The organism is Acidithiobacillus ferrooxidans ATCC 23270, from assembly GCF_000021485.1.
Taxonomy (GTDB): domain Bacteria; phylum Pseudomonadota; class Gammaproteobacteria; order Acidithiobacillales; family Acidithiobacillaceae; genus Acidithiobacillus; species Acidithiobacillus ferrooxidans.
On record NC_011761.1, the window covers coordinates 2,620,961 to 2,644,161 of the forward strand.

Consider the following 23,201-nt stretch of genomic DNA (forward strand, 5'->3'; position numbering starts at 1 on the left):
TTCCAAGAGGCAAAAGGCGTATATCCGTGAAACATCAATATCGTTATCATCCTTTATTTAGTGCATTGATTGCTGCTGGTTTGTGTGGGATGTCCGGCATGGCGCTCGCTACCGGTGTAACCGCTCCCACCACCTCGTCCAGTATTAGTGTCGGAGAAGTATCCTCTACCACCGGCGCTTTAAACACGCTGGCTCATCTCCCCACCAAAAAACAGGTGTTCAATTCCACCCAGTCGGTAAAAGTCATCAATAGGCGTCAGATGGCTACCGCAGGACCTGCGGGTGGGGCGGCACAAGCGCTCGCCGTGGCACCGGGCATCAATGTCGTCACCGATGGCCCCAGTGGCGCGCCGCGCTCATCGATCAGCATCAACGGCATGAAGACCGGCTGGGGCAACATCGCAGGCAATGCGAATGATGGCACGGTCATGGTCACTTTTGACGGCGTACCCATGGTCGATCCGGCTTACGGCGTCTGGCAGGGCTCAGAGCTGCCCCAGATGTCCATGATCAAGGGCATTACCGCAACCTACGGCCCGGGCTATCCACTGAATCGCTGGTACAACAATATTGGCGGCTCCGTTAATTTTTCGCCGCTGCAACCGACCAGGAAGGCCGGGGCATCCATAGGCATGTACTATGGGAGTTTTGATTCCAAAGGTATCCACTTCAATGTTCGCACCGGCGAACACGATGGCTGGTCAGGGATCATTGCGGGTGGGGTAGGCAGCAGCGGAAACTATTTGAACGGGTATGGGTTCAACAATCCCGGCAATAATTATGCCTATTATGGAAAAGTCCGGAAAAGCTTTCGTGGCGGCCACATAAGTTTTGGTGGCTACGTTGCACGTTCTGTGGCCTACAGACCATTGCCAATCCCGGTAACCGCCAATCCCAATGTCACGATCTACGGGGTCGACCCGAATACCGGAGCCGTGAATCCCGGGCCCATCTACAGTCAACAAACTACGGGGTTTTATACCACCCTCCCGTATTCCGTTTACTGGAAGGAAGCTTTTGTAAAGACCTACCTCATTTATTCTCGCTTCGAACAACATCTTACACCCAGCATGGTGATCCATAACCTGTTATGGTATCGCTATGGCGACCGCGTGCATCTGCACTACAACAATACCGGCAATGCTGCCAACGTGCTGAATCAGTATTATAACGCCTCCGACCATACCTACGGGGACAAGCTTTATCTGACCGTAAACGCACCATACAACAATATTTCGCTCGGCGGGTATTTCCTGAACTCGAAATACAACTCCCTGTTGTATTTCTATAATCAGAACCAGATTGCGACTTATGATTCGCTCAGCCCCAATGCCGGAAATAACGTAATCATCAATGGTTCTCCGGTATACAACAGCCCATCCTTGCCGAGCGCATTCCATAGTTCGTATCTCTACATGACCGACCTTGCGGCCTTTGTCCAAGACGTCATCCACCCTATCCATGGTCTGCGCATTACCCCCGGTATCCGCGTGGTTCAGTTTCAAACCAACTTTGTGAACAACTCTGCTGCCCAATTCCCCACGAGTGTGGCTAACCTGATCGGTCACAACGGCGATTATCAACCGAACTCATCGACGAATTTCACCGAGTTCGAGCCGTCCATCGGCGTCAACTATAAGGTGACGCCCAATGTTGCACTATATGGAAACTACGCCACCGGCTACAAGGCACCGGCCGGCGCTACCGGGACGTATGCTCATGAATTGACATCCACGTTACAGCCGCAAAAGTCGACACAGTACCAGATTGGGGTAAAGGCGTATGTCAAAAGTTATGGACTGCTGCATCACGCAGTCTTCAATGCCAATTACTACCATCTGAATGATACCAATGAAATCATTCCCATCCCGGTTGTCAACCATCTTTACTCGCGCTTCGCATCTGGTTCGTCGGTATTCAGCGGTGTCAATCTGTCGATGGACGACAATCCGCTCTACAATCTATACCTGTTCTCCAACGTGAGTTTCGAGAAGGCCACTTACTCAAACTACACCACAGGTCATGGCGTATCCTACGCTGGCCTGCCTATTTCTAATGTGCCGGCGCAAACCGCCAACATCGGCGCCTACTATCAGATTTATAATTCGGGCATCCTTTATGAGCCAAGAGTCTGGTGGCAGTATACCGGTGTCCAGAACATCTACAACAACAACACCGGAGCCCCCACAAGTCAGAAGTTGCCCAGTTTTGGGATATTCAATGCCTCGCTGCGGGTCAAGGTATCCAAAAGATATCTGTTTGCCGGGATGCATGATGCCTCGGTTAATGTAACGGTCCTTAATCTTCTGAACAAGCAATACAACAATTACGAGTATATTTCGGGTGGCGGCTATTATGGCGTGGCCGGCCAGATACTTGGGGAACCAGGTATGCCACGCGCAGTTTATCTTAGTGTAAACGCCTCATTCTAGCGTCACTAAGTAACGCGGTTCGCCGGGGCGAGTCATTCCTTCGCCCCGGTTTTTAAATGTTTTATTGTCATACAATGGTCATTGTAACGTAATAATTGTGTCACAATTCTCCTGTATCATTTTTCCTGTTGCTTTGGCAACATTCAATGAAGTCATATAGCTTTATACGATCATATTCTTATACAGGAGCTAGAAATGAATAAGCGGAATCGTATGAACCCGTTATTGTTCGCAATGTGCACCGCAGGGTTTTGCACCTGGAATACCATAACAGCAGCTTATGGTGCCAATTCAGGCAGCCAATCCACCAGTGTCGGCGAGGTAAACGCTTCGGCCAGCGCACTTTCTGAATCTGCCAAGGCGCTGGCCAGCACTGACGGCAAGCTGACCAGGAAGAAAATCTTCAAATCCACCCAATCCCAGGCGGTTGTCGGGAAGCGTGAAATTCAGGGTGTAGGTCCCGCCGCAGGGGCGGCCCAGGCACTCTCTCTGGCACCCGGCATCGCCGTTCGTGGTTATGGCGGCATCTCCTCGACCGCGCGCTATGAAATCGCGGTGCGCGGCGTAAAGGTAGGCTGGTCATCCGTGAATGGCGACGTCGAACGCAATGGCTTGACGGTGCTGTTTGACGGAATCCCCATGAACAACCTGATTTCACATAACGGCGGCTGGGATTCCAACGAAATCCCCATTCTCCAGATGATCCATGGCATCAACGTGACCTACGGCCCCGGAAATCCCGCCGGCCGGTGGTTCGACAGCGTCGGTGGCACCATCAACTTTGTGCCGCTGCAGCCATCCGTAAAACCGAGCGCCGAGATAGGTACCACCTTTGGCAGTAACGGCACCCTCGGCTACAACTTCGATCTCAAAACGGGAATGTACGATGGCTGGTCCGCGATCCTGGCCGGAGGTTATACGAAAAACAATACGTTCCGCACAGGTACGTTCAATGCGCCGTCCCAGTCTCTCGCCTATTTTGGCAAGGCGGTGAAGACCTTCCGGAGTGGCACCTTCAGCCTTGGCGGCTATGTCGACAGTTCGCGCGAGTTCAGGCCCAATTTCATACCGGTTACCCCGATACAGGGCATCACCACCCAGGGCCTGAACGCCAATGCGCCTTTGTATAGCCAACAGACCAGCGGGTTTTACGCATCACTGCCTGAGTCCATCTGGTTTAAGCAATTGAAAGTGCAAGGCTACATGCTGTACTCCAAGCTGAACCTCCGCCTCAGCAGGGACGTCACGCTGCACGAAATGGCCTGGTATCGCCATGGCCACCGGGTGCATTACCGCATCACCAACTTTGTACCAGGAAGCAGCGTAAATTCCGAGTATTACAACCCGAGCTCGGATACTTATGGGGACAAGCTGTATTTCGACTGGCGCCTGCCTATGAACCTCGTGAAGGCCGGAGGGTCATGGATTCATCAGCAATACACCACACCTTATGCGGGATACAATACGCTTCTGGGCACCAGTCCCTCCTTCCCCATTCAGTACAATAGTGACGTTCTGTATAACAACTATCTGACAGGCTTCGTTCAGGACACGTTCACTCCGTTCTCCGGCTTCAAGATTACTCCGGGCATTGCTGCGGTCCAGTACCAGACCCAGATGTACAATAATGGGGCCCAGGCATTCCCCAACCTTCCGGCGGGCGCGCAGAATCAGACGCTCATTAATAGCGCTTCGGATACCATATCCCGCTTGGAACCTTCCATCGGGGTCCGCTTTGCACCGGTCAAATGGGGTTCGGTATATGCGCACTATGGCCGTTCTTATCAGAATCCTACGGATAACAACTACGGGGCCTACAATGGTAACGGCGGCACCATAGATCTGTAAACGTTCAGCCAACCCACCCTTGCGGGTTAGCGCCGATCAGGGTAATGCGGTTTTTTTCCAGTTCCACGGCAAAAGTTCGTGGAGCCGCTTGTTGGGCCAGGTCGGGAGCTTTTCCAGCACATCGCAGAGGTAAGCGAAGGGCTCGACGCCGTTGAGTTTGCACGTTTCGATAATGCTGTAGAAGGACGCGGCACGTTCACCACCCGCATCATTTCCAACAAATAAAAAATTCTTGCGACCAATGGCCACGCCCCGCAGCGCCCGCTCCACCGGATTATTATCGATGCTGAGTTGTCCTTCTTCGAGGTAGAGCGTCAGTGCTTTCCAACGGTTGAGGGCATAGGCCATCGCTTTGGCAATACCACTTTTCGGCGCCACCTGCATCTGGGTTTCCGTGAGCCAGGCATGGAAGGCTTCCAGCAGGGGACCGGCACGCTGCTGCCGGGCGGCGACTTTCTGATCTGGTAGAGATTCCTTGATCTCCGCTTCGATGGCGTAGAGTTTGACGATCCAGGCCAGGGCTTTCTGGGCTACCGGACTGGGACCGCGCTGTTCCACGTCATAGAAGTGGCGGCGTACATGCGCCCAGCATCCGGCTTCGATGATCTGTTCCTTGCGGTAGAGGGCATCATACCCCCCATAGTCATCGGTCTGGAGGATGCCTTGCCAGTCGCCCAGGAAGTGTTGCGCGTGGATCCCCTTACGGTCCGGGGCATAATCAAAGACCACGACGGGATGCGGGGCATCCGCCTGGCTGCGATACACCCAGAGATAGCTTTGTCCGTCTTGCCGCTGCCGGGGTTGAGGACGGGCAAGGGCGTCTCGTCGGCGTGCAGAATCTTTCCTTCCAGTAAGGCCATTTTGCAAGCTTCGGCGAGCAGACTGATCCAGTATTCGCCCTGACCCAGCCAGCTGCAGAGGGTGGCGCGAGAGATCGGTACGCCCGCTCGCTGGTACTGGGTTCCCTGCCGGTACAAAGGCAGGTGATCCACGTGTTTCGCCGTCATCACATGGGCCACCAGGCGCGCCGTGGGCAAGCCCTTGTCAATCACCTGTGCCGGTAATGCCGGACTTTCGATGGTACCACAGGGGCGGCAGGCCAGTTTGGGGCGGATATGGCGAATCACCTGGAAGCGTCCGGGGATATAATCCAGTTTTTCGCTGATCTCTTCCCCGACAGTTTCGAGTGGACCCCCACATTGCGCGCAAGTGCAAGTCTTGGGATCGTGACGTACTTCTACCCGGGGCAGATGGGCGGGGATCGCCATGCGGCCGGGGTGCCGGCGTACGGGACGGGCGGGGACCGTTACGGTCTGCGCGTCGGCGGCTGCTCCCTCTGCACGGCCAGCGGTCACGGCCGCACTGTCTTCCAGAACGGTTTCGAGGAGGCTTTCCATCGCCGCGATTTCGGTATCCAGCGATTCTTCCCAAAGACTGATCTGGTCGGGAGAGAGCTTTTCCGAACGGCGTCCGAATCGCCAGCGCTGCAGTTTGGCGATGGTGCTTTCCAGGCGGGCGATGGTTTCATCGCGCAGGGCAATGGCCGCTTGCTGTTGGGCGATGATCCGGGTGCGTTCCGCTTCCTGTTCCTCCTGCTGTTGCAGCAGGCTCAGCACCAGATCGCGCAGGGCGTCCGGGCTGGTGGGAAGAGGCGTTTGCGGCGCTGAAATCATCAGAAAATAGTATCGGAACTGGGCTATTTATACAAGCAATTCCCGCTAGTTACAGCAGTTTTGGTGTGCATTTTTCCAAGGTCGGTAACGGCGTCCACGGGCGCCCCTCTACCAGCATCGCCCACTGCGCAGCGGAGAGTTCCAGGGCACCGGCATCGGCGCGGGGCCAATGGAGTCGTCCCTGATCCAGACGGCGATACACCAGCCAGAAACCCAGTCCATCCCACAGTAACAATTTCAGACGATCCCCCCGGCGGTTGCGAAAGACAAAAGCATGACCGCAAAAAGGATCGGCAGCCAATACCCCCTGCACCTTAGCCGCCAGGCCATCAAAGCCCAAGCGCATATCCACGGGCGCTGCCGCGAGCCAGATCCGGCTGCTCGAATTTAGCCACATGGTCTTTCCAGAATCTGCACCAAGGTCTGGAGCCAGCTGGTATCTACCGCCGCCGCAAGCTTCAGGCTACGACCGGATAACAGGTGAATTTCTACCGGTGAAACAGGCGTCCTGACCGGCGCAGCCAGAGTTACCGGCAAAAACCCTTCGGGCACGGCGGACAGCAACGGCGTTTGTGCAGAATCGGCAAAGCGCTTGCGCCAGTAATGCAGCGTGGCTACGGCGATCCCCGCCTGCGCACAATAATTCTTGACCGACTGTCCGCTCGCCTGAAATCCCTCTACCTGCTGCCGCCAATAAGCTACTTTCTCTTCTTTCTTCATCACCATCCCTCCGCGCTGAATGCAGATCAGGATCGGTCAGGTCAGAAAATTTGGGAAGGTGGGTTGCTTGGACGGTTACATAGATCTAAACAGCCTGAAACCGGTAAAAAGTACGGATTACGAAGTCGGCGCCAAGTTTTTAGTACACAACTGGATGTTGTTGCATAACTTTACATTCAACGTCAACTACTACCACGACAGTCTCGCCAACGAAACCATCGCGACCTTCCTGTCAAACATCTCCCAAACCAAGTTCGCCGCGGCCGATGCGGTGGTGAACGGCGTCAATATCGCGATGGCCGACAACCCCTCCTGGAACTGGCATCTGTTCGCCAATCTGGCGCTCAATCATTCGTACTACACCTCGTATACGCCGCAGGGTGGAGGTACGACCTTGTATGGCGCCAACGTATCTTATAGCCCGTACCTCACCATGAGCGCGGGTATTGACTATCGCTACTATTATCATGGATTCCTTTTCTCGCCCCAGTTTGTGGATCAATACACAAGCTCGGAGTATCTATTCAACAACGGGACCGGCGCGCCATCGCACCAGAAGCAGCCGGGATACAATGTCTCCAACCTCAGCCTTGGGATAAAAACGACCCGATTGAATCCATACATCCCGACACTGAAAGATGTGAAGCTCTCCGTGGGAATATACAATCTCTTTGATGCGCGCTATAACCCCATTGAGTACATCACCAGTGGTGGATACTTCGGTGGCAACAGTGCCGGCGCCATTCTGGCTGATCCGGGGGCCCCACGGCAGTATTTTATGACGGTATCGGCGAAGTTCTAAGACGTTTTCGCGCTGCGTAGGGTCACGCAGCGCGCTTTCCGTGGCAATCGTAACACCTATACTATAGATGGATTTTTGGCGACAACACAAAATACGACCAGCAATTGCAACATACCGCGCATACTGTTAATATTTATTTCGCACCAAATTAATTTTATTATGCTACCGGTTTTATCATACTACGGAGTTTCACATGCCTGAAGAGATTCAAGAGTGGCCAAGAAGTACCCGATGGATACACGCGGGATTTGCGTTGGCGGTAACGCTTCTGCTGTTCAGCGAACTTGACATGAAGGCCATATGGAAAAAGGTCGGAGAACTTCCATTCCGGCATTTACTGTTTCACATGCATATGTGGATTGGCATGTTTGCGGCGGTTATTGTTATCGCATTCTGGGTACAGGTTTTCTCTAATAAAAACCTTCGCTCGCACCTGTTCCCCTACAGCGGAACATACCTGGACAACGTCTGCACCGATATCAGGGGGCTGGCAAACGGAAAACTGCCGCCGAGCGGGATGCGCGGTGGGGTGCCGGGCATGGTACATGGTTTTGGCTTGACTGCCGTGACCGGCATGGCCCTCCTGGGGTTTATCATGTTTTTCCTGATTCCAAATTATGGAGTGGCTGCGCCCATAGGCTTCTATCAGCTTCCCAAGAAGATGCACGACTTTCTTTCTTCATTTGTCTGGTTGTACTGGTGGGGTCATATTGGCATGGCTACACTTCACGCAAGCAAATCTCCGGCCATTTTGCGCGTATTCAGGCCGTAGTAGCGCAACCCTGGCCGGTTTGGCGCCCCGGAAGGCAGATCCTGAAATACTTCAGGAGTATGGCTTCCGGGGTTACCGGTTAGCATTGGTTCTCGGGATTTACTCCGGTATTTTTAGCGGCCCGCGTGACATCCCCGGAAATTCCTAGTGATCGGCACGGTGATAATCCCGATGCCGGTATTCCTGCCGCCGATTTTCCCTGTGCCACTCGTGATTCCGGTATCTGCGCTCATCCCGATACCTGTAGTGGTCCTCCCGTGGGCCATAGTAAGCCGGATACTTCGTATAGTAATGATCAGCATAATCCCTGTGGTCAGCAAATCCATCCTGGGCAACGGAAAACGTCAGCCCGAGGATGACCAACGGCATCATGGCCAGTTTTTTTCTCATATGATTCCACCTATACCAAAAATATACGTCAACAATATTTGACAGCCATCATTGATGCATTGACACCAGACCGTTGCAATCAGTGATCTTCACCGTGATGCCATCCTTCTCCCCTTCCTCCATAATAGCCCCCCCCATAATAGCCTCGCCCATAATAGCCTCCATACGGGGGAGCAATTATGCATCCGGAAAGCATGGAAGCGCCAACAAAAACAAAAAGTGCCATATAAACCAGTCGCCTTGCCTGCCTCAGCTTGTTCATGATTTTCTCTCCAAAAAGGTTTGCGACACCAATCCGTAATACTTCCTGCTAATAAAGCATTCCGTGACATGCATGACCCATACGCCAATCATGACACAATTAACCGGTTAATCAGATAGAAAGTCAAGCTATCAAATGGCCTTACTTTTGTGCCCAGTGCAACCGTCGATTGTTTGTCCAGCGCACGGTTTGCAGCCACAGAACGCAGAGCACTACCAGCCCGCCAGCGATCAGAAGTGGCGGCATGCCGATGGCGGCGAAACCCATCACACCGCGCATAAAAGGAATCGCCAGGACCGCCACGAGCACCGCACCCACTCCCGCGAACATGGGCGCCAGCAACGAATTGTTGCCACTCAGATTACGCAGAGCCGGACGCGTGAGGTCGCGGTTGGCGAGGATCAACAGAAACAGCGCAAACACCAAGGCACTGAATATGCTGATACGAACGTCTTTTTCAGCCCAGCCCAGGTGCTGCAACCATGCCGATCCCGCCAGAAGAATGGCCGCAATCCCCAGGCCTTGAGTCATGGCAAAGCCGATATTACCCGCGGCAAACGGATTGGCATGGAGAGAACGCGGCGGCCGATGCATGATGTCGGCGGCTGCGGGTTCGGCCTCGAATACGATGGAACAGGCGGGATCGATGAGCAGTTCCAGCAGCACGATATGCACCGGCAGCAGTAATACCGGCCAGCGCAGAAGCGCCGGAAGCAGCGCCAGCGCGACGATGGGCATATGCACCGCAAACACGAAGCGTGTCGCTTTGGTGATGTTGTCGTAGATGCGCCGTCCACTGCGGATGGCACCGACGATGCTGGCAAAGCTATCGTCCAGCAGCACCAGCGCCGCAGCCTCCCGCGCCACATCGGTGCCATGTTCGCCCATGGCGATGCCGACATCGGCGGCTTTCAGCGCCGGGGCATCGTTGACGCCGTCACCGGTCATGGCGACCACCTCGCCGGCCTGTTGCAGCGCCCGCACCAGACGCAGCTTCTGTTCAGGCAACAGGCGGGCGCACAGATCGACCTGTTTCAAGCGCAGACGTAGCGCCTCGTCATCCAGTGCGGCAATTTCGGGGCCGGTGATGACCTCGGCACGCTCGGACAACCCCACCTGCCGGGCGATCGCGCGCGCTGTGGCAGGATGATCGCCCGTGAGCATCAACACCCGTATACCGGCGGCGCGGCACTCGGCAACGGCGGCGGGAACGTCGGAGCGTGGCGGATCGAAAAAGCCTACCAGGCCAAGAAATCTGAAATCGAAATCGTGCTGGGTTTTGGGCCAGGGAGTATCGGGGTTGCCAGCCTCCCACAGGCCCCTGGCCACGCCCAGCACGCGCAGGCCTCGTGCGGCCATGGCTTCTACCCGCTGCTGGATCGCCAACCGGTCCGCCGCGGACAGGTGGCACAGATCGGCCACGGCTTCAGGCGCGCCTTTGGTCGCCAGCAGATGCGCATCGGGTCGCGCGCCGGAAAACACCCGTGTCATCGCCAGAATGTCAGGGGATAATTCATACTGAAACTCGGGCTGACGGTCGTCATGGACGTGTTCGGTCCCGGCCAGACGCCCATGGCCGAATACCTGGATGGCCTTTTCCATCGGGTCGAAGGGGTCGATGGGAGTGGCCAGCATCGCAAACTCGACCAGGGTATGGAAGGTCTCGGGGAGATCGGGTTGGGCAACCACGAATACGGCGTCATCCACCGCAAGTTCGGCCACCTGCATGCGGTTCTGCGTCAGCGTGCCGGTCTTGTCCACCGCCAGCACGGTGATCGCACCCAACGCTTCGACCGCCGGCACGCGTCTGGTGAGCACCCTGGCTTTGGCGATACGCCAGGCGCCCAGCGCCAGGAACACGGTGAGAATGACCGGAATCTCCTCGGGCAGGATGGCCATCGCCAGGGCGATACCGGACAGCAGGCTTTCCAGCAGCGCGCGGCCATCCCACAACCAACCCACCAGAACCAGCGATACCGCCAGCAACAGCGCGATCGCCGTCAGATTACGGATGAGGGTGCGCGAGGATTGTTGCAGGCCAGAGGTCGTCTCTTGCGTTGTGGCCAGAGCCTGACCGATGCGGCCGACGGCGGTAGCGATCCCCGTAGCCTGCACCACCGCGAGGCCCACCCCCTTGGTGACCACGGTGCTGGCGAACAGCGCAGCGCCGTCATCACCGCCTGACGCGGCCAGCGCGCCGAGCTCCGGATTGGGGAGCTTGTCCACCGGCACCGCCTCACCAGTGAGCAGCGACTCGTCCACCGTGAGCTGGCCCTGCACCAGTTGCGCATCGGCGGCGATGCGATCCCCCTCATGCAGGACCAGGAGATCGCCCCGCACCACCTCCCGCCCGGCGATCCGCAACTCCCGACCGTCGCGGATCACCAGCGCCCGCGGCGCGGAGAGATCGCGCAAGGACTCCAGCGCACGCTGGGTCTTGCGCTCCTGGGCCAGGGTAATGCCGATGACCACGAATACGAAGGCCAGCAGAAACAGCGCTTCGGCATGGTCGCCCAGCAGCAGATAGATGCCGCCGGCCACCAGCAACATCACGAACATCGGCTCGGCCAGGACACCGAGCACGATGGCCAGCAGCGTTTTTGGCGTGCTTCCGGGCAAAAGGTTCGGGCCATCTTCGGCGAGGCGCCGGGCCGCGGTTGCGCCGGCAAGTCCCGCAAATGGACGGACGTCCCCTTGCGCCGCAGGGCGTGTATCCATATTCAATGCCCCCCCTGGTCGGGCTGCATATCCGGGTCATGAGCACCATGCCCGGCCACCGGGAGCAGCACACTATCCGGCAACATACCCCGCTCTCCGCCAGCAACAACCCCGTCGACGACCGAAATCAGGAAGTCGCCGGGTGTGGTTATGTCGTCCTTTGAAAGCGCAGCGCCGCCGAATTCAAACAGTAGCGCCGCCCCGTCGGGGCCGGACCATCGGAAAACACATGCCCCAGGTGGCTGTCGCAACGCGCGCAGCGGATTTCCGTGCGGACCATGCCATGACTGGTATCGCGGATCTCGTGGATATGATCGGGTGCAAAAGGCTCCCGAAAACTCGGCCAGCCCGTCCCCGAATCAAACTTGGCCGCCGAACGAAACAACGGCAACCCACACAGAGCGCAAACGAAAGTCCCGTCGCCCTGTTCGTGCAGCAGCCCACCGCAGAAGGGCGGCTCCGTGCCATGCTCAAAAAGGACATGACGCGCCTCGGCAGACAAGCCTTGCGCCATTTCCGCGCGCTTCCCGGCATCGATGGGGGTCAGATCAAAGCCTGCGGATGAACGGGTCATCGTCATCACCTCCGTTGATTCTCACGCAACCATTGCGGAAAGCGCGTGCGCAGTTTTTCCACTTTCGGCAGCGCCACCGCACATATATAGGGCTGATCCGGATGCTGGCGGGCATAATCCTGGTGATAGTCTTCCGCCGGATAAAAATGGGTCAGGGGCGTGATTTCGGTGGCGATGGGTCCGGCAAAAACCTTCGCCTGATCAAGTTGCGCCACATAGTCCCGCGCCAGCGCCATCTGGGCGTCATTCACGGTGAATATCGCGGACCGGTATTGGGTCCCCACATCATTCCCCTGCCGGTCGCGCTGGGTCGGATCGTGGGCCACCGCAAAAAAGACCTGTAACAGCCGGCCAAACGACAGCAACGCCGGATCGTAGTGAATCTCCACTGCCTCGGCGTGGCCGGTCGTCCCCGTGCATACCGCCCGGTAATTGGCCGTTTGCGCCGCGCCGCCCGTATAACCGGACACGATCCGCGTCACTCCCGCGAGGCCCAGATACACCGCCTCCACACACCAGAAGCACCCTGCCGCCAATACCGCCACACCCGGCGCATCGGCAGCGGCATCCTCCCGGTCGGGGGCGGGAATCGTCAACGCCATGACCTGTACTCCATGATGAACGGACTCTGTCCAAAGCATAGTCGCAAAGCTCCGCCAGACCAACCATCGGCGGGCAATGTGCCAGACTCCGGCACATTTGCTAGTATCCACGCTTCAATGAAATTCGTCCTGCAAAATTCTGGGGGGGGGCATGGAAACGGAAGATCGGAGCGGCGGTAAAAAGGCGCGCGTAGGATTCGGAAAGTCCGCAGGGGCGGCTTTGGGCGCATTGTTCTTCGGTCCGCTGCTGCTCGCCGGGTGCGCCACCACCCCGGATCTCCAATCCGCGGAGCATCTGGTGCAAGACAACTTCCACGGCAAGGCCCGTGTGGTGAAGGTCTTTCCGGGCCCCACCCAAAAACTCACCGGCATCATCGCCGAAAACAGCCAGCATCAGCAGGGGATACTCTGGATGTTGTCCAATCGCTACCTCCTGCTCGGCCCGGTGGTGAACGATAAGGGCCAGGATATCACCCGGGCGGCCACGGAGAAGTATCTGCCCCAACCCCGAAAGGTCCCCGCCGGACAGATCGCCCCGGCAGCCATGAAGGCACCGGGCTTCACCATCGGTCACGCGGGGCCACTCATGGTGGTGTTTGCCGACCCCAACTGCATCTACTGCCACCTGCTCTGGGAGGCATTGCAAAAACCCGTCGCCGACGGTCAACTTCGAGTAAAGCTGATCCCCGTCGGTTTCCTGAAAGATTCCAGCGCCGCCAAGGCAGCCACGATTCTCGCCGCCCCCGACCCGGCGGCGGCATGGGCGGAGAACGAGAAGGGGTTTGATAAAAGCACCGAGGAGGGTGGCACCCGACCCCTGGCGCAGATTCCCGCCGAAGACATGAAGGCGGTCCATGCCAACACCGCCCTGCTTCAGTCCAGCGGTGAAGAAGCGACGCCGACCCTGCTTTTCTGCCGGAAGAAGTCGCCTGACATCCACGCGACCAAAGGGGAAACCGGCCTGAGGATGGTGCTGGTCCATGGCATCGCCGTGCGCGGACTGCCCGCGCTCATTCACTCGCTCGGTGGTGATGTCAGCGCGGAAGGCTGCACCCCCTGACCTCCGCCAGTCCTGCCGGACGACTTCCCCCGCGGGCAGCCCTTGGTTATATTCCGCTAATGCATAGTTCCACACACGATGATCTGGTCATCCTCGGCGGCACCTTCGACCCCATCCATTACGGGCACCTGCGCGCCGTGGAGGAGGTGCGCCAGGCCCTCGCCATCGCGCAGGCGATGCTGATTCCGGCGGGGCACCCGCCCCACCGCAAAAGCCCCTGGGCCGACGCCCGCCACCGTCTGGCCATGACCCGCATCGCCGTCGCGCACCATCCGCAATTCACGGTCAGTTCCTGGGAAGTAGAGCGGGAGGGGCCGTCCTACACCGTGGATACCCTCACCGCCCTGCGTCAGCAACGCCCGGATGCGGTACTCGCCATGGTCATCGGCATGGATGCCTTTCTGCGCTTCGACACCTGGCACCACTGGCAGCACATTCTGGACCTCACCCACCTCGTCGTTACCGGGCGCCCGGGCTGGCCTGCCGCCGAATTACCGGAAGCCCTGCGCCAGGCCCTCTATCAGCGCCGTTGCGAAGATGTCGACGCCCTGCGCCAGACGCCCGCCGGCTGTATCCTGTTTCATACGGTCACCGCCCTGGAAATCTCCGCCAGCAATATCCGCAGCCTGCTCGCCGGTCATCAGAGCCCGCGCTTTCTGTTACCGGACGAGGTATTGGATTATATTGATGCCGAAGGGCTCTATCAGAGCCCATAGCCCGACACAAAGGATCATCACACTTGGCGACAGCAGAAACCCTTCGCGACCTGGCCATCTCCGTTCTGGATGAACACAAGGCGCTCGACATCAAGAGCATCGACGTCCGCAAACAGACCGACATCACCGACTATCTCATCATCGCCTCCGGCACCTCCGACCGCCACTTGCGGGCGCTGGCCGACGCGGTGATGGCGCGTATGCGCGAGGAAGGCGTAAAACCCATAGGCAAGGAAGGCCTCACCGTCGGCGACTGGGTGCTGGTCGACCTCGGCGATGTGGTCGTCCATGTGATGCGTCCGGAAGTGCGCGATTTTTACCAACTGGAGCGGCTCTGGGGAGAACTTCCCCAGATACGTAGCCAAAGCGAGGGGCGCTGATCTGCGATGCGCCTCTGGGTGCTGGCCATCGGCAGCAAAATGCCGGCTTGGGTAGAGGCGGGCGTCGCCGAATACAGTGCGCGGATGCCGCCGCAACTGCGCGTCGAGTGGCGGGGATTGCCGCTGGCACGGCGCGGGCGCAGCGGCGACCCGGTCCGCTGGCGGCGCGAGGAAGGTGAACGGATACTGGCAGCCACCCCGGCCGGAGCCGAGCGGATCGCACTGGAAGTGAACGGCAGGAATCTGGACAGTGAGGCACTGGCGCAGCGCATCGACACATGGTTCCACAGCGGGCGCGATGTCGCTCTGTGGGTCGGCGGCCCCGACGGCCTCGACCCGGCCCTGCAACCAGACTGGCGCTGGTCCTTGTCGCCCCTGACCCTCGCCCACCCGGTGGTGCGTGTCGTGTTGGCCGAACAATTATACCGGGCCTGGAGCATTCAGGCCGGATTACCTTATCATCGTGGCGGAGAGGAGTGACGCTGACGTGAACATGCTATGGAACCGAAGTCTCCATCCCCGCCTGGGGATGGCCCTGGCCCTGAGTCTGGGCCTCAGCGCCTGCGCGCAGATGGTGCAGGTCAGCCCACAACAGAGCGTCTCCGACGCCGTTGCCGTGCAGGCGGGACGGGAACGCATCCTCGCCCTCTCCCCTGCGGTCAACGCGCGGCAGCTCGCGCCGGTACAGCGGGCGCTGAACGCCGCCAGGGACGCCGTGGCACGTAACGACTACGCATATGCCGACCGGCAGACCCTCCTGGCCAGAGTACTGCTCGACAACATCCAGACGCGCCTCAATGCCGCCCCAAGCAACAGTCGGCAAATGGCGCTGCAAAGTCAGATCACCAATTTGCAGAGCCAGATCGCCACGACCCGCCAGCAGATCGCCACCACCAAAGCGCAGATCGCCCAGGAGGCACCATGATGCGCGTCCGTCACCTCATCGCCGCGGTCCTGCTCGTTGCGCTGCCCGGTATGGCGGTAGCCGATCCCGCCACCACGCAGGCGCTGCAGCAGGCCATCCAGCGCCTGCGCGACGCACAGCGCGGCGCGCCGCCCATACCCGCTGCCACCTTGTCCGGCCTGCACAGCAGCCTGCAGATGATGACCCGCGACCAGGTCGACCCCGCGCTCTTCCAGGTCGATCAGGCCATTTTTAATGCGCGCCTCGCCGGGCTTCGTGAAATACGCGAGCAGGCTGCAAAACAAGACCGCCTCAGCAGTCTGCAACGCCAGGTACAGTCGTTGACCCAACAGCAGCAGTCGCTGCAGGCCGAGTATGGCAAACTGCGCGCACAACTGGCGAACAAAACCATGAGCGGCGCCCGGACCCAGCACCTGCAAGCCGAAATCCAGCAACAGAAGCAGATGTTGCAGTCGGAGGAACAGCGCCTGGCGGGCATGGCCAACCAGCAAGGCGCATCTGCCAGCGCCCTCGCGGCGCAGTCCGGCTCCGTCAAGGCCTTGACGGTATACGCCCAGGTCCGGGCCGCCAGCGACGGGGTGCATGTCACCATGCCGGTAAACAGCCTGTTCGGCAGCGACAACCAGCTTTCCGCCAGCGGCAAACAGCGCTTGCAGGCCATTTCCCGCATCCTCAAGCAGACGACAGCCAGTGAAATACTGGTGCGGGTGGCGCCACAGCCCCTGGGTGCCAATGTGGCCACCCAACGTGCCGAAACCATCCTCCGCGCCCTGCGTCGCGATGGCATTCCCGATCAGGTGCTCGCACTGGCTACCGGCGTCGGCCTCAGCGCGGGGACCGCCGAACTGCTGTTGGCGAATGCCAGCCCGACACAGTGACCCGCCTGATTCTCGCCTCGGCCTCGCCGCGCCGACTGGCCTTGCTCCAGCAGTTGGGCTACGCGCCGGAGGTCATGGCCACCGACGTGGATGAATCCCCGCGGCCCGGAGAGAGTCCGGATGCCCTCGCGCTGCGTCTTGCCCACAGCAAAGGCCTTGCTGCCGCGACGGCAAGGCCCGAAGCCGTCATCCTGGCGGCGGACACGGTCGTGGCGCTGGGTGATCGCACCTTCGGCAAGCCCTGCGACTACGAGGAAGCCGTGCAGATGTACACGGTGCTCGGTGGCCTCTGGCATCAGGTGCATACCGCTGTCGCCATTCTCCATCGAGGCCGTGTAGACCAGCGCCTGTGCAGCAGCGCCGTCCGCCTGCGCCCCCTCAGCAGCGCGGAGATGCGCGCCTACTGGGACACAGGGGAGCCGGTTGACAAGGCGGGAGCCTATGCGGTTCAGGGCATCGGCGCAGTCTTTGTCAGCGGCCTGCAAGGGTCCTACAGCGGCGTCATGGGGCTGCCCCTTTTTGAAACGGCAGAGATGCTCGCCGCTTGCGGCCTCTCCCCGCCTTGCCTCTCAGGACATCCATGAGCGAAGAACTGCTGATCAACGTCACCCCCCAGGAAATCCGTGTCGCGCTGGTGGACAACGGCGTCCTTCAGGAACTCCAGGTCGAACGTAGCGGCCACCGCGGTCTGGTGGGCAACATCTATAAAGGCGTCGTCCGCCGCGTCCTGCCCGGCATGCAGGCTGCGTTCGTCGATGTGGGTCTGGAACGCACAGCCTTCCTCCACGCTGCGGATATTCAGGATGACAGCGAGGAGATCCAGGGCGAAACCGATATCGAGCCTCGTGCCGGGCACCACGAGGTCCGCAACGTCTGCGCCCTGCTCCGCGAAGGACAGGAAGTGCTGGTGCAGGTCATCAAGGACCCCGTCGGCAGCAAAGGCGCGCGACTCTCCACCCGCATCACCCTGCCGGGACGTTATCTGGTCTACATGCCCTTCGTGCCACGCATCGGCGTCTCCACCCGTATCGAATCACCGGAAGAACGGATGCGGCTCAAGGAGCAGCTCAAATCTGTGATCCCCCCCGAAGAGGGCGGTGGCTACATCATCCGCACCCTCGCGGAAGGCGTGACAGAAACCGACTTCTCCGGAGATATCGATTTTCTCCGGCGCCTGTGGGACTCCATCCGCGCCCGGCTGGAGCGCAGCCCGGCGCCCGGCCAGATTCACAGCGACCTCAATCTGGCCTTACGCATGATGCGCGATGTCATGTCCGACAATATCCAGCGGGTGCGCATCGATTCACGGGAAACGGTCGATGCCGCTCTGACCTTCTGTCAGGGCGTCATCCCGGAAGTGGCCGATCGCATCGAACACTACAGCGGCGAACGTCCGCTCTTCGATCTCTACAACGTTGAGGACGAGATCGAGCGCGCCCTGCAAAGCCGGGTCACCCTCAAGTCCGGCGCCTACCTCATCATCGACCAGACGGAGGCCCTGACCACGGTGGACGTCAATACCGGCGGCTTCGTGGGGCGGCGCAATCAGGAAGAGACCATCTTCAAGACCAATCTGGAGGCCGCCGCCGCCATCGCCCGGCAGATGCGTCTGCGCAACATCGGCGGCATGATCATCATCGACTTCATCGACATGGAGGACGAAGAACATAAACGTCGGGTCCAGCGCGCCCTGGAAAAAAGCATCCAGAGTGACCGCACTCGCTGCAATATCACCCAGATATCCTCGCTCGGCCTGGTGGAGATGACCCGTAAACGCACCCGCGAAAGTCTCCGCCAGACCCTCTGCGAGCCCTGCCCCTATTGCCACGGCCGCGGCTTCATGAAAACCGCCGAAACCATCTGCTACGAAATCCTCCGCGAGATCGTCCGCGAAACCCGCGCCTACCCCGCCGAACGCTTTGTGGTTCTGGCTTCACCGCAGGTCATGGAGAAGCTGTTGGACGAAGAAAGCACCAGTCTGGCGGCGCTGGAGGAATTTATCGGCCGCCCCATCAAGGTGCAGGCGGAGGCGACCTATACCCAGGAGCAGTACGACATCATCCTGATGTAACCGGTCCGGCATCCGCGTTCTTCTTCTACTCCTCCTCCGCTTCACCACCGGCTTCCTTGAAGGCGGCGGGATCGAGGTGGTAGCGGTGCAGGAGGCGATAAAACTCGGTGCGGTTGCGCTGTGCGAGTTGTGCGGCCTGACTCACGTTGCCGCGGGTCATGCGCATGATCTGGATCAGATAATTCATCTCGAAACGGCCCTTGGCATCGGCCAGAGGCATGACCTCCCCTTCCCGGTCACGCAAGGCATGACGGATGAGGGGCGCCCCGATTCGCGGGGTAGTGGACAGCACCACCGCCTGTTCGATGACGTTGGCGAGCTGCCGGACATTGCCCGGCCAGGGCGCCGATACGAGCAGTTCCATGGCTTCCGGCGCGATCCCGCGAACGTCCTTGCGATTCTTGGCCGCCGCATCTCGCAGGAAAAACTCGGCCAGCAGCGGGATATCCTCCGGGCGCTCCGCCAGGGCGGGAAGTTCCAGGGTCACCACGCAAAGGCGATAGTAGAGATCATCCCGGAAACGCCGGGCAGCCATCTCCTGCTCCAAATCCCGGTGACTGGCGGAGATGATCCGCACGTCGACGGCGATGCTCTCGGTGGCGCCGACCGGACGAATCATCCGTTCCTGCAGGGCGCGCAGCAGTTTGACCTGTAACGGGAGAGGCATATCGCCAATTTCGTCCAGAAAAAGCGTGCCGCCCTCCGCCGCCTGGAACAGGCCCTGATGACTGCTGGCCGCTCCGGTGAAGGCGCCCTTTTTGTGCCCGAAGAGTTCCGACTCCAGCAGTTGCTCGGGAAAGGCCGCGCAGTTGACGGCAATAAAGGCGTGGCCATGGCGCGGACTCGCCTGATGGATGGCCTGGGCCAGCAGTTCCTTACCGGTACCACTGGCGCCATGAATGAAGACGCTGGCATCGGATGCCGCCACCAGACGCGCCTGATCCAGCACCGTCTGCATTTTGGGGCTGCGGGTCAGGATCCGGTCCCAACTGGAGTCCCGGCCCTTCTTGCCCGAAGAAGGGGGAACCGCCGCCGTCAGGTTGAAGGCACGCTCCACCTGCGCCATCAGATCCTTGCCATCAAAAGGCTTGGTGAGGAAGGCAAAGACACCCTGGTCAGCGGCCAGCAGGGCATCGGGGATGGAACCGTGGGCGGTAAGGATGATGACGGGCAACGTCGGGTAGTCGCGGCGAATGGCGTCCAGCAGCGCCATACCGTCCATCTCATCCATCTTGAGATCGGTGATGACCAGGGACGGGTGCTCCATCGCCAGTACCGACAACGCTTCGCTGCCGCTGGCCGCGGTGCTGACCACATAGCCGGCCGCCTTCATGCGCAGGGACAACAGACGCAGGAGATCGGCGTCATCATCCACGAGTAAGATTCTGCCTTTTTCCATTTCGGTTCAGTGCCCCTGAGGTAAACGTGCGTTTTTTTCGATCTGCACCAGCTCGTTCAGCTTCTTGCGCAACTCCGCCTCGCGCTGCTGGGACTGCGAGAGACGGCTTTGGAGTTCGTTGACCCGCGCCTGCAGCTTCTGGTAGCCGGGATCACCCGCCCTGGCATCGGCCAGTTGGCTGGTCAGACTCGCCACCTCTGCCTTTTCGGAAACACAACCCGCAGTCACCGGAGCGGCCTTTTCCAGCGCTGCAATCTGATCCCGCAAGGCCATCAGGGTGCTGGTCTGTACCACCTGTTCACCGGGCTTGAGAGTCACTGTATTGGGCGGGAGCGGCAACGGTGTGGTCGCGCAACCCGCCAGGGTCAGCACGATGAACACCACGGGGAGCGACATGGTCGGTGAGGGGCAGGCGCAACTGGAACCAGGCCCCCGGCGTTTCTTTATCCAGCAATTCAAGACTTCCCCCATAACTCAGTACATATTCTCTGGCAATGGCCAGGCCCAACCCGCTGCCCTCGATCTTTCCCGCATCGGAGGCTTCGCCCCGGTAGAGAATATCAAAAATCTTTTCACGCTCTTGGGGCGCCACACCGGACCCCTCATCCTGAACATCGAGAACCGCCTGTTCGTCCTGTACCTGCAAATGTACCTGTATGGTAGCGTTTTGCGGCGAGAATTTCACGGCATTTGAGAGCAGATTATCGCAAATGGTCCGCAGGCGATCTTCATGGCCACGCACCCGCACCTCCGCCAGATCCGTGACCAGGTGCAGGGATTTGCTACGCAGGCTCGGCTTATAGCTCAACAACAAGTCCTCCACGACCACCGTCAGGGAGATTTCCTGCACCATGCCCGCCCCCACCGGCCCCTCGGCCAGGCTGAAACGCAGCAGGTCTTCGATCAGGCGCTGCAAACGCAAGCTGTTATCGCGGACGATGTGCACGATCTCCTGCTGCTCGGCGCCCAGTTCATGCCCCAGATCCTCCTGGAGCAACTCCGCGCCTTCGCGAATGGCCGTCAGCGGCGTCTTCAGCTCATGGGAAAGCTGCCGCAGGAAATGCAGCTTGGCGGCTTCCAACGCGTTGAGCCGGTTACGCAGCCACTCCAGACGGTCACCCAGGCTGGCAATATCCCGGGGACCCTGCACGGCTATGGGCGTTTCCAGATCGCCATCACCCAGGCCGGAAACCGCCTGATCGAGACGCCGGATGGGACGGGTGATCAACACGATAAACAGGATGGCGACGGCAATGGAGAGTGGCAGCACCAGCAATACTTCCGCAATGGTCAGACGCTTGATGGCCAGCGCCCGGGTACCCAGTTTGGCCACTTCGGTGCTGATCCCCTCATTCACGTCACTTTGGAGACGTTGTGCCTCACCGGTGGCAAGGCTGAAGTCGCTTTCCAGCGCACTGCGGTTGCCCCCCAGGGATACCAGCGGCAATAGTTGCCGCGCGTGAGTCAGATGCGCTGCCAGCCGCTCGAGATGCCGACGATCCACGGGAGAAGGCCCTGCGGCGGCAAACTGGGTGCTGGCTTTCTTGTACTCCGCAAAACTCTGATCATAGAGCACCAGCAGCGCCTGATCCTGCAGGACCGTATACTGCAGACCATAGCGTTCCATGGATCGCACCGCGTTATTCATCCGGTTGGCCGCATCACTCATGGCCACTGCGCGCAAGATGCTCACCTGTCCCTGTTCGGCAAAGTGCGCGATGGAAAAGGTTACGCTGACGATAACCAGCACCAGCGGCACAATGGCCAGACCAAAACCGATGACGATGAGTTTGGAGATGGAACTCGGGCGTAATGCCATGGACCTGCAAGCTCCGGCGAAGATCATGAAGAGCCTCAGCGTAGAATCGTGGGCAGGAAAGTGCAAGGACTTCGAGACATCCGGGCCCGCCCGCCGCGTCAGGGGAGCAGCCGATCCAGCAAAAAGCCCGGGGATTAACCCCCCGGGCTTGAACATCAGAACTCAACAAGTCACGCCGCAGAGGCGCAACCCGATCAATCCTCAGGCCGCAGGCTTCTTCGCCACCGCCTTCTTCTCCATCACCTTGTGCGCAGGAGCCTTCTTTACGACCTTCTTGTGCGTCGCCTTCTTTTCCACCACCTTATGCTCAGGGGCTTTATGCGCCATGGTCTTTTCCGGGGCCTTCGCGGCAGCGGCAGGGACTTCGGTGGCAAAAGCTGCAGTGGCCGTCAGGAAGGACAGGGCAGCCGTCAGGGCAATAATCTTTTTCATGGGTAATCTCTCCTCAAAAGGTGGTTCCAGTTCCCGCATTCAGCGGTGCCGTCTTTCGACGGCAATCAGGCATAAGCATAAGTCATGCCATATAGCTATGTGCATGTTTTTCAGCCAAAACAGGGGGAAGCGGAGTATCGCGAAGGCAATATTACGTCACCTCCCGGCGACAGAACATGACGGTTTTATGACGATTTTCTAATAATCAGATGCTCCGGCGTGCCTTGGCCCTGTCGTCCGAGAACGACGTCAGAGCCGAAATGAATTGCGGCGCGCTGCGGAGGCGCCCTTCAGGAGTCCTGCGGTGCCGGCGGCACGTAGCCTTCCGGCGATTGGGCACCATCGCCAAAGAAATAGGCTTCCATCTGTTTTTCCAGAAATGTTCGCGACTTGGGATCGATGGGAGAAAGACGGTATTCGTTGATGAGCATGGTTTGGTGTTTCAGCCAGCCCTGCCAGGCCTCCTTGGAGACTTCCTGATAAATTCGCGCGCCAAGGGCGCCAGGATAAGGCGGACGATCAAGACCTTCGGCCTCATGGCCAAGTTTTACGCACTGTACCATTCGTGACATGACGGCAATTCCTCGATGATTCCGGGGTGGATGACATGGTGCCCCCTATATTACCTGAACTTGTCGCTCAGGAATAAGCCGCACGGCATGGCCGCAGCAGCAGCGCATATAAAAGCTGGCAAACCGCGAGTAAACGCCGCTCCTCGCGCGCAACAT

The 23,201-nt window shown here is 59.1% G+C and carries 24 protein-coding genes and 1 pseudogene; 13 read left to right on the forward strand and 12 right to left on the reverse strand.

All coding sequences use genetic code 11. The features are described 5' to 3' along the window. Positions 1-26 precede the first annotated feature (26 nt). Together AFE_RS13465 and AFE_RS13470 are read left to right on the forward strand one after the other, a co-directional pair. On the forward strand, positions 27-2,432 hold the full coding sequence (locus AFE_RS13465) for a TonB-dependent receptor (RefSeq protein ID WP_012607571.1): 2,406 nt from the start codon (positions 27-29) through the stop codon (positions 2,430-2,432). A gap of 195 nt (positions 2,433-2,627) precedes the next feature. Continuing rightward, positions 2,628-4,280, forward strand: coding sequence for a TonB-dependent receptor domain-containing protein (locus AFE_RS13470; RefSeq protein WP_012607572.1), 1,653 nt, complete (start codon positions 2,628-2,630; stop codon positions 4,278-4,280). Between the two features lie 36 nt (positions 4,281-4,316). On the opposite strand, the pseudogene AFE_RS13475 reads toward AFE_RS13470, so the two are convergent. From AFE_RS13475 to tnpA, 3 genes and pseudogenes are all read right to left on the reverse strand, one after another. Beyond that, positions 4,317-5,953, reverse strand: a pseudogene (locus AFE_RS13475) (IS66-like element ISAfe4 family transposase). 49 nt (positions 5,954-6,002) lie between these two features. Further along, entirely contained in the window at positions 6,003-6,350 is a 348-nt protein-coding gene (gene tnpB / locus AFE_RS13480) for an IS66 family insertion sequence element accessory protein TnpB (RefSeq protein WP_012535936.1), read from the reverse strand. Next, positions 6,341-6,673, reverse strand: coding sequence for an IS66 family insertion sequence element accessory protein TnpA (gene tnpA / locus AFE_RS13485; RefSeq protein ID WP_012535937.1), 333 nt, complete (start codon positions 6,671-6,673; stop codon positions 6,341-6,343). The genes tnpB and tnpA overlap by 10 nt, the downstream gene beginning before the upstream one ends. Positions 6,674-6,740: 67 nt before the next feature. Here tnpA and AFE_RS13490 point away from each other — a divergent pair, with 67 nt between their 5' ends. Both AFE_RS13490 and AFE_RS13495 read left to right on the forward strand, forming a co-directional pair. Continuing rightward, entirely contained in the window at positions 6,741-7,475 is a 735-nt protein-coding gene (locus AFE_RS13490; protein WP_012607573.1) for a porin family protein, read from the forward strand. 193 nt (positions 7,476-7,668) lie between these two features. Further along, positions 7,669-8,247, forward strand: a complete 579-nt coding sequence (locus AFE_RS13495; RefSeq protein ID WP_009566554.1) for a cytochrome b/b6 domain-containing protein — start codon at positions 7,669-7,671, stop codon at positions 8,245-8,247. Between the two features lie 144 nt (positions 8,248-8,391). Here AFE_RS13495 and AFE_RS13500 read toward each other — a convergent pair whose 3' ends face one another. Continuing rightward, positions 8,392-8,637 (reverse strand): hypothetical protein, encoded by a 246-nt coding sequence (locus AFE_RS13500; protein ID WP_012537487.1) that lies wholly within the window; start codon positions 8,635-8,637, stop codon positions 8,392-8,394. A gap of 403 nt (positions 8,638-9,040) precedes the next feature. Then, entirely contained in the window at positions 9,041-11,617 is a 2,577-nt protein-coding gene (locus AFE_RS13505; RefSeq protein WP_012537489.1) for a cation-translocating P-type ATPase, read from the reverse strand. 5 nt (positions 11,618-11,622) lie between these two features. On the opposite strand from AFE_RS13505, the gene AFE_RS16420 reads away from it, so the two are divergent. After that, complete coding sequence (locus AFE_RS16420) at positions 11,623-11,781, forward strand: hypothetical protein (RefSeq protein WP_012537490.1); 159 nt, start codon at positions 11,623-11,625, stop codon at positions 11,779-11,781. Here the strand turns inward: AFE_RS16420 and msrB are convergent. Further along, a complete protein-coding gene (gene msrB / locus AFE_RS13510) occupies positions 11,766-12,191 on the reverse strand; it encodes a peptide-methionine (R)-S-oxide reductase MsrB (RefSeq protein WP_012537491.1) in 426 nt (141 codons plus the stop codon). The genes AFE_RS16420 and msrB overlap by 16 nt on opposite strands. 5 nt (positions 12,192-12,196) lie before the next feature. Then, entirely contained in the window at positions 12,197-12,793 is a 597-nt protein-coding gene (gene msrA, locus AFE_RS13515) for a peptide-methionine (S)-S-oxide reductase MsrA (RefSeq protein WP_009560846.1), read from the reverse strand. A 151-nt stretch (positions 12,794-12,944) separates the two neighbouring features. Between msrA and AFE_RS13520 the strand changes: the two genes are divergently transcribed. The 8 genes from AFE_RS13520 to rng are packed head-to-tail and all read left to right on the forward strand — an operon-like array spanning position 12,945 to position 18,823. Next, on the forward strand, positions 12,945-13,853 hold the full coding sequence (locus AFE_RS13520; RefSeq protein ID WP_012607576.1) for a thioredoxin fold domain-containing protein: 909 nt from the start codon (positions 12,945-12,947) through the stop codon (positions 13,851-13,853). Positions 13,854-13,912: 59 nt separating this feature from the next. After that, a complete protein-coding gene (gene nadD, locus AFE_RS13525; protein WP_012537494.1) occupies positions 13,913-14,569 on the forward strand; it encodes a nicotinate-nucleotide adenylyltransferase in 657 nt (218 codons plus the stop codon). 23 nt (positions 14,570-14,592) lie between these two features. Continuing rightward, positions 14,593-14,949 (forward strand): ribosome silencing factor, encoded by a 357-nt coding sequence (gene rsfS / locus AFE_RS13530; protein ID WP_009560843.1) that lies wholly within the window; start codon positions 14,593-14,595, stop codon positions 14,947-14,949. A gap of 6 nt (positions 14,950-14,955) precedes the next feature. Beyond that, on the forward strand, positions 14,956-15,429 hold the full coding sequence (gene rlmH / locus AFE_RS13535; RefSeq protein WP_009560842.1) for a 23S rRNA (pseudouridine(1915)-N(3))-methyltransferase RlmH: 474 nt from the start codon (positions 14,956-14,958) through the stop codon (positions 15,427-15,429). A 13-nt stretch (positions 15,430-15,442) separates the two neighbouring features. Next, a complete protein-coding gene (locus tag AFE_RS13540; RefSeq protein ID WP_009560841.1) occupies positions 15,443-15,874 on the forward strand; it encodes a DUF4398 domain-containing protein in 432 nt (143 codons plus the stop codon). Further along, positions 15,871-16,752: a hypothetical protein gene (locus AFE_RS13545; RefSeq protein WP_012537496.1), complete on the forward strand. Its 882-nt coding sequence runs from the start codon at positions 15,871-15,873 to the stop codon at positions 16,750-16,752. The genes AFE_RS13540 and AFE_RS13545 overlap by 4 nt, the downstream gene beginning before the upstream one ends. After that, positions 16,749-17,336: a Maf family protein gene (locus AFE_RS13550; RefSeq protein WP_012537497.1), complete on the forward strand. Its 588-nt coding sequence runs from the start codon at positions 16,749-16,751 to the stop codon at positions 17,334-17,336. Before AFE_RS13545 ends, AFE_RS13550 begins: the two co-directional genes overlap by 4 nt. Next, positions 17,333-18,823: a ribonuclease G gene (gene rng / locus AFE_RS13555; RefSeq protein WP_009562675.1), complete on the forward strand. Its 1,491-nt coding sequence runs from the start codon at positions 17,333-17,335 to the stop codon at positions 18,821-18,823. Before AFE_RS13550 ends, rng begins: the two co-directional genes overlap by 4 nt. 25 nt (positions 18,824-18,848) lie before the next feature. Here the strand turns inward: rng and AFE_RS13560 are convergent, their stop codons facing one another. The 5 genes from AFE_RS13560 to AFE_RS13580 all read right to left on the reverse strand — a co-directional run bounded on the left by AFE_RS13560 (position 18,849) and on the right by AFE_RS13580 (position 23,045). Beyond that, complete coding sequence (locus tag AFE_RS13560) at positions 18,849-20,222, reverse strand: sigma 54-interacting transcriptional regulator (protein ID WP_012537498.1); 1,374 nt, start codon at positions 20,220-20,222, stop codon at positions 18,849-18,851. A gap of 6 nt (positions 20,223-20,228) precedes the next feature. After that, a complete protein-coding gene (locus tag AFE_RS13565) occupies positions 20,229-20,516 on the reverse strand; it encodes a hypothetical protein (RefSeq protein WP_230456316.1) in 288 nt (95 codons plus the stop codon). Positions 20,517-20,520: 4 nt separating this feature from the next. Further along, on the reverse strand, positions 20,521-22,041 hold the full coding sequence (locus AFE_RS13570; RefSeq protein ID WP_012607578.1) for a HAMP domain-containing sensor histidine kinase: 1,521 nt from the start codon (positions 22,039-22,041) through the stop codon (positions 20,521-20,523). A 201-nt stretch (positions 22,042-22,242) separates the two neighbouring features. Further along, on the reverse strand, positions 22,243-22,473 hold the full coding sequence (locus tag AFE_RS13575) for a hypothetical protein (RefSeq protein WP_012537501.1): 231 nt from the start codon (positions 22,471-22,473) through the stop codon (positions 22,243-22,245). 290 nt (positions 22,474-22,763) lie between these two features. After that, entirely contained in the window at positions 22,764-23,045 is a 282-nt protein-coding gene (locus AFE_RS13580; protein ID WP_009564008.1) for an oxidative damage protection protein, read from the reverse strand. Positions 23,046-23,201: the final 156 nt, after the last annotated feature.

Coding starts and splice junctions, on each gene's coding strand:
- AFE_RS13470 (WP_012607572.1), top strand. CDS start 2,628: ATGAATAAGCGGAATCGTATGAACCCGTTATTGTTCGCAATGTGCACC.
- tnpB (WP_012535936.1), bottom strand. CDS start 6,350: ATGTGGCTAAATTCGAGCAGCCGGATCTGGCTCGCGGCAGCGCCCGTG.
- tnpA (WP_012535937.1), bottom strand. CDS start 6,673: ATGAAGAAAGAAGAGAAAGTAGCTTATTGGCGGCAGCAGGTAGAGGGA.
- AFE_RS13495 (WP_009566554.1), top strand. CDS start 7,669: ATGCCTGAAGAGATTCAAGAGTGGCCAAGAAGTACCCGATGGATACAC.
- AFE_RS13500 (WP_012537487.1), bottom strand. CDS start 8,637: ATGAGAAAAAAACTGGCCATGATGCCGTTGGTCATCCTCGGGCTGACG.
- AFE_RS13505 (WP_012537489.1), bottom strand. CDS start 11,617: ATGGATACACGCCCTGCGGCGCAAGGGGACGTCCGTCCATTTGCGGGA.
- AFE_RS16420 (WP_012537490.1), top strand. CDS start 11,623: ATGCCCCCCCTGGTCGGGCTGCATATCCGGGTCATGAGCACCATGCCC.
- msrB (WP_012537491.1), bottom strand. CDS start 12,191: ATGACCCGTTCATCCGCAGGCTTTGATCTGACCCCCATCGATGCCGGG.
- msrA (WP_009560846.1), bottom strand. CDS start 12,793: ATGGCGTTGACGATTCCCGCCCCCGACCGGGAGGATGCCGCTGCCGAT.
- AFE_RS13520 (WP_012607576.1), top strand. CDS start 12,945: ATGGAAACGGAAGATCGGAGCGGCGGTAAAAAGGCGCGCGTAGGATTC.
- nadD (WP_012537494.1), top strand. CDS start 13,913: ATGCATAGTTCCACACACGATGATCTGGTCATCCTCGGCGGCACCTTC.
- rlmH (WP_009560842.1), top strand. CDS start 14,956: ATGCGCCTCTGGGTGCTGGCCATCGGCAGCAAAATGCCGGCTTGGGTA.
- AFE_RS13540 (WP_009560841.1), top strand. CDS start 15,443: ATGCTATGGAACCGAAGTCTCCATCCCCGCCTGGGGATGGCCCTGGCC.
- AFE_RS13545 (WP_012537496.1), top strand. CDS start 15,871: ATGATGCGCGTCCGTCACCTCATCGCCGCGGTCCTGCTCGTTGCGCTG.
- rng (WP_009562675.1), top strand. CDS start 17,333: ATGAGCGAAGAACTGCTGATCAACGTCACCCCCCAGGAAATCCGTGTC.
- AFE_RS13560 (WP_012537498.1), bottom strand. CDS start 20,222: ATGGAAAAAGGCAGAATCTTACTCGTGGATGATGACGCCGATCTCCTG.
- AFE_RS13570 (WP_012607578.1), bottom strand. CDS start 22,041: ATGGCATTACGCCCGAGTTCCATCTCCAAACTCATCGTCATCGGTTTT.
- AFE_RS13575 (WP_012537501.1), bottom strand. CDS start 22,473: ATGAAAAAGATTATTGCCCTGACGGCTGCCCTGTCCTTCCTGACGGCC.
- AFE_RS13580 (WP_009564008.1), bottom strand. CDS start 23,045: ATGTCACGAATGGTACAGTGCGTAAAACTTGGCCATGAGGCCGAAGGT.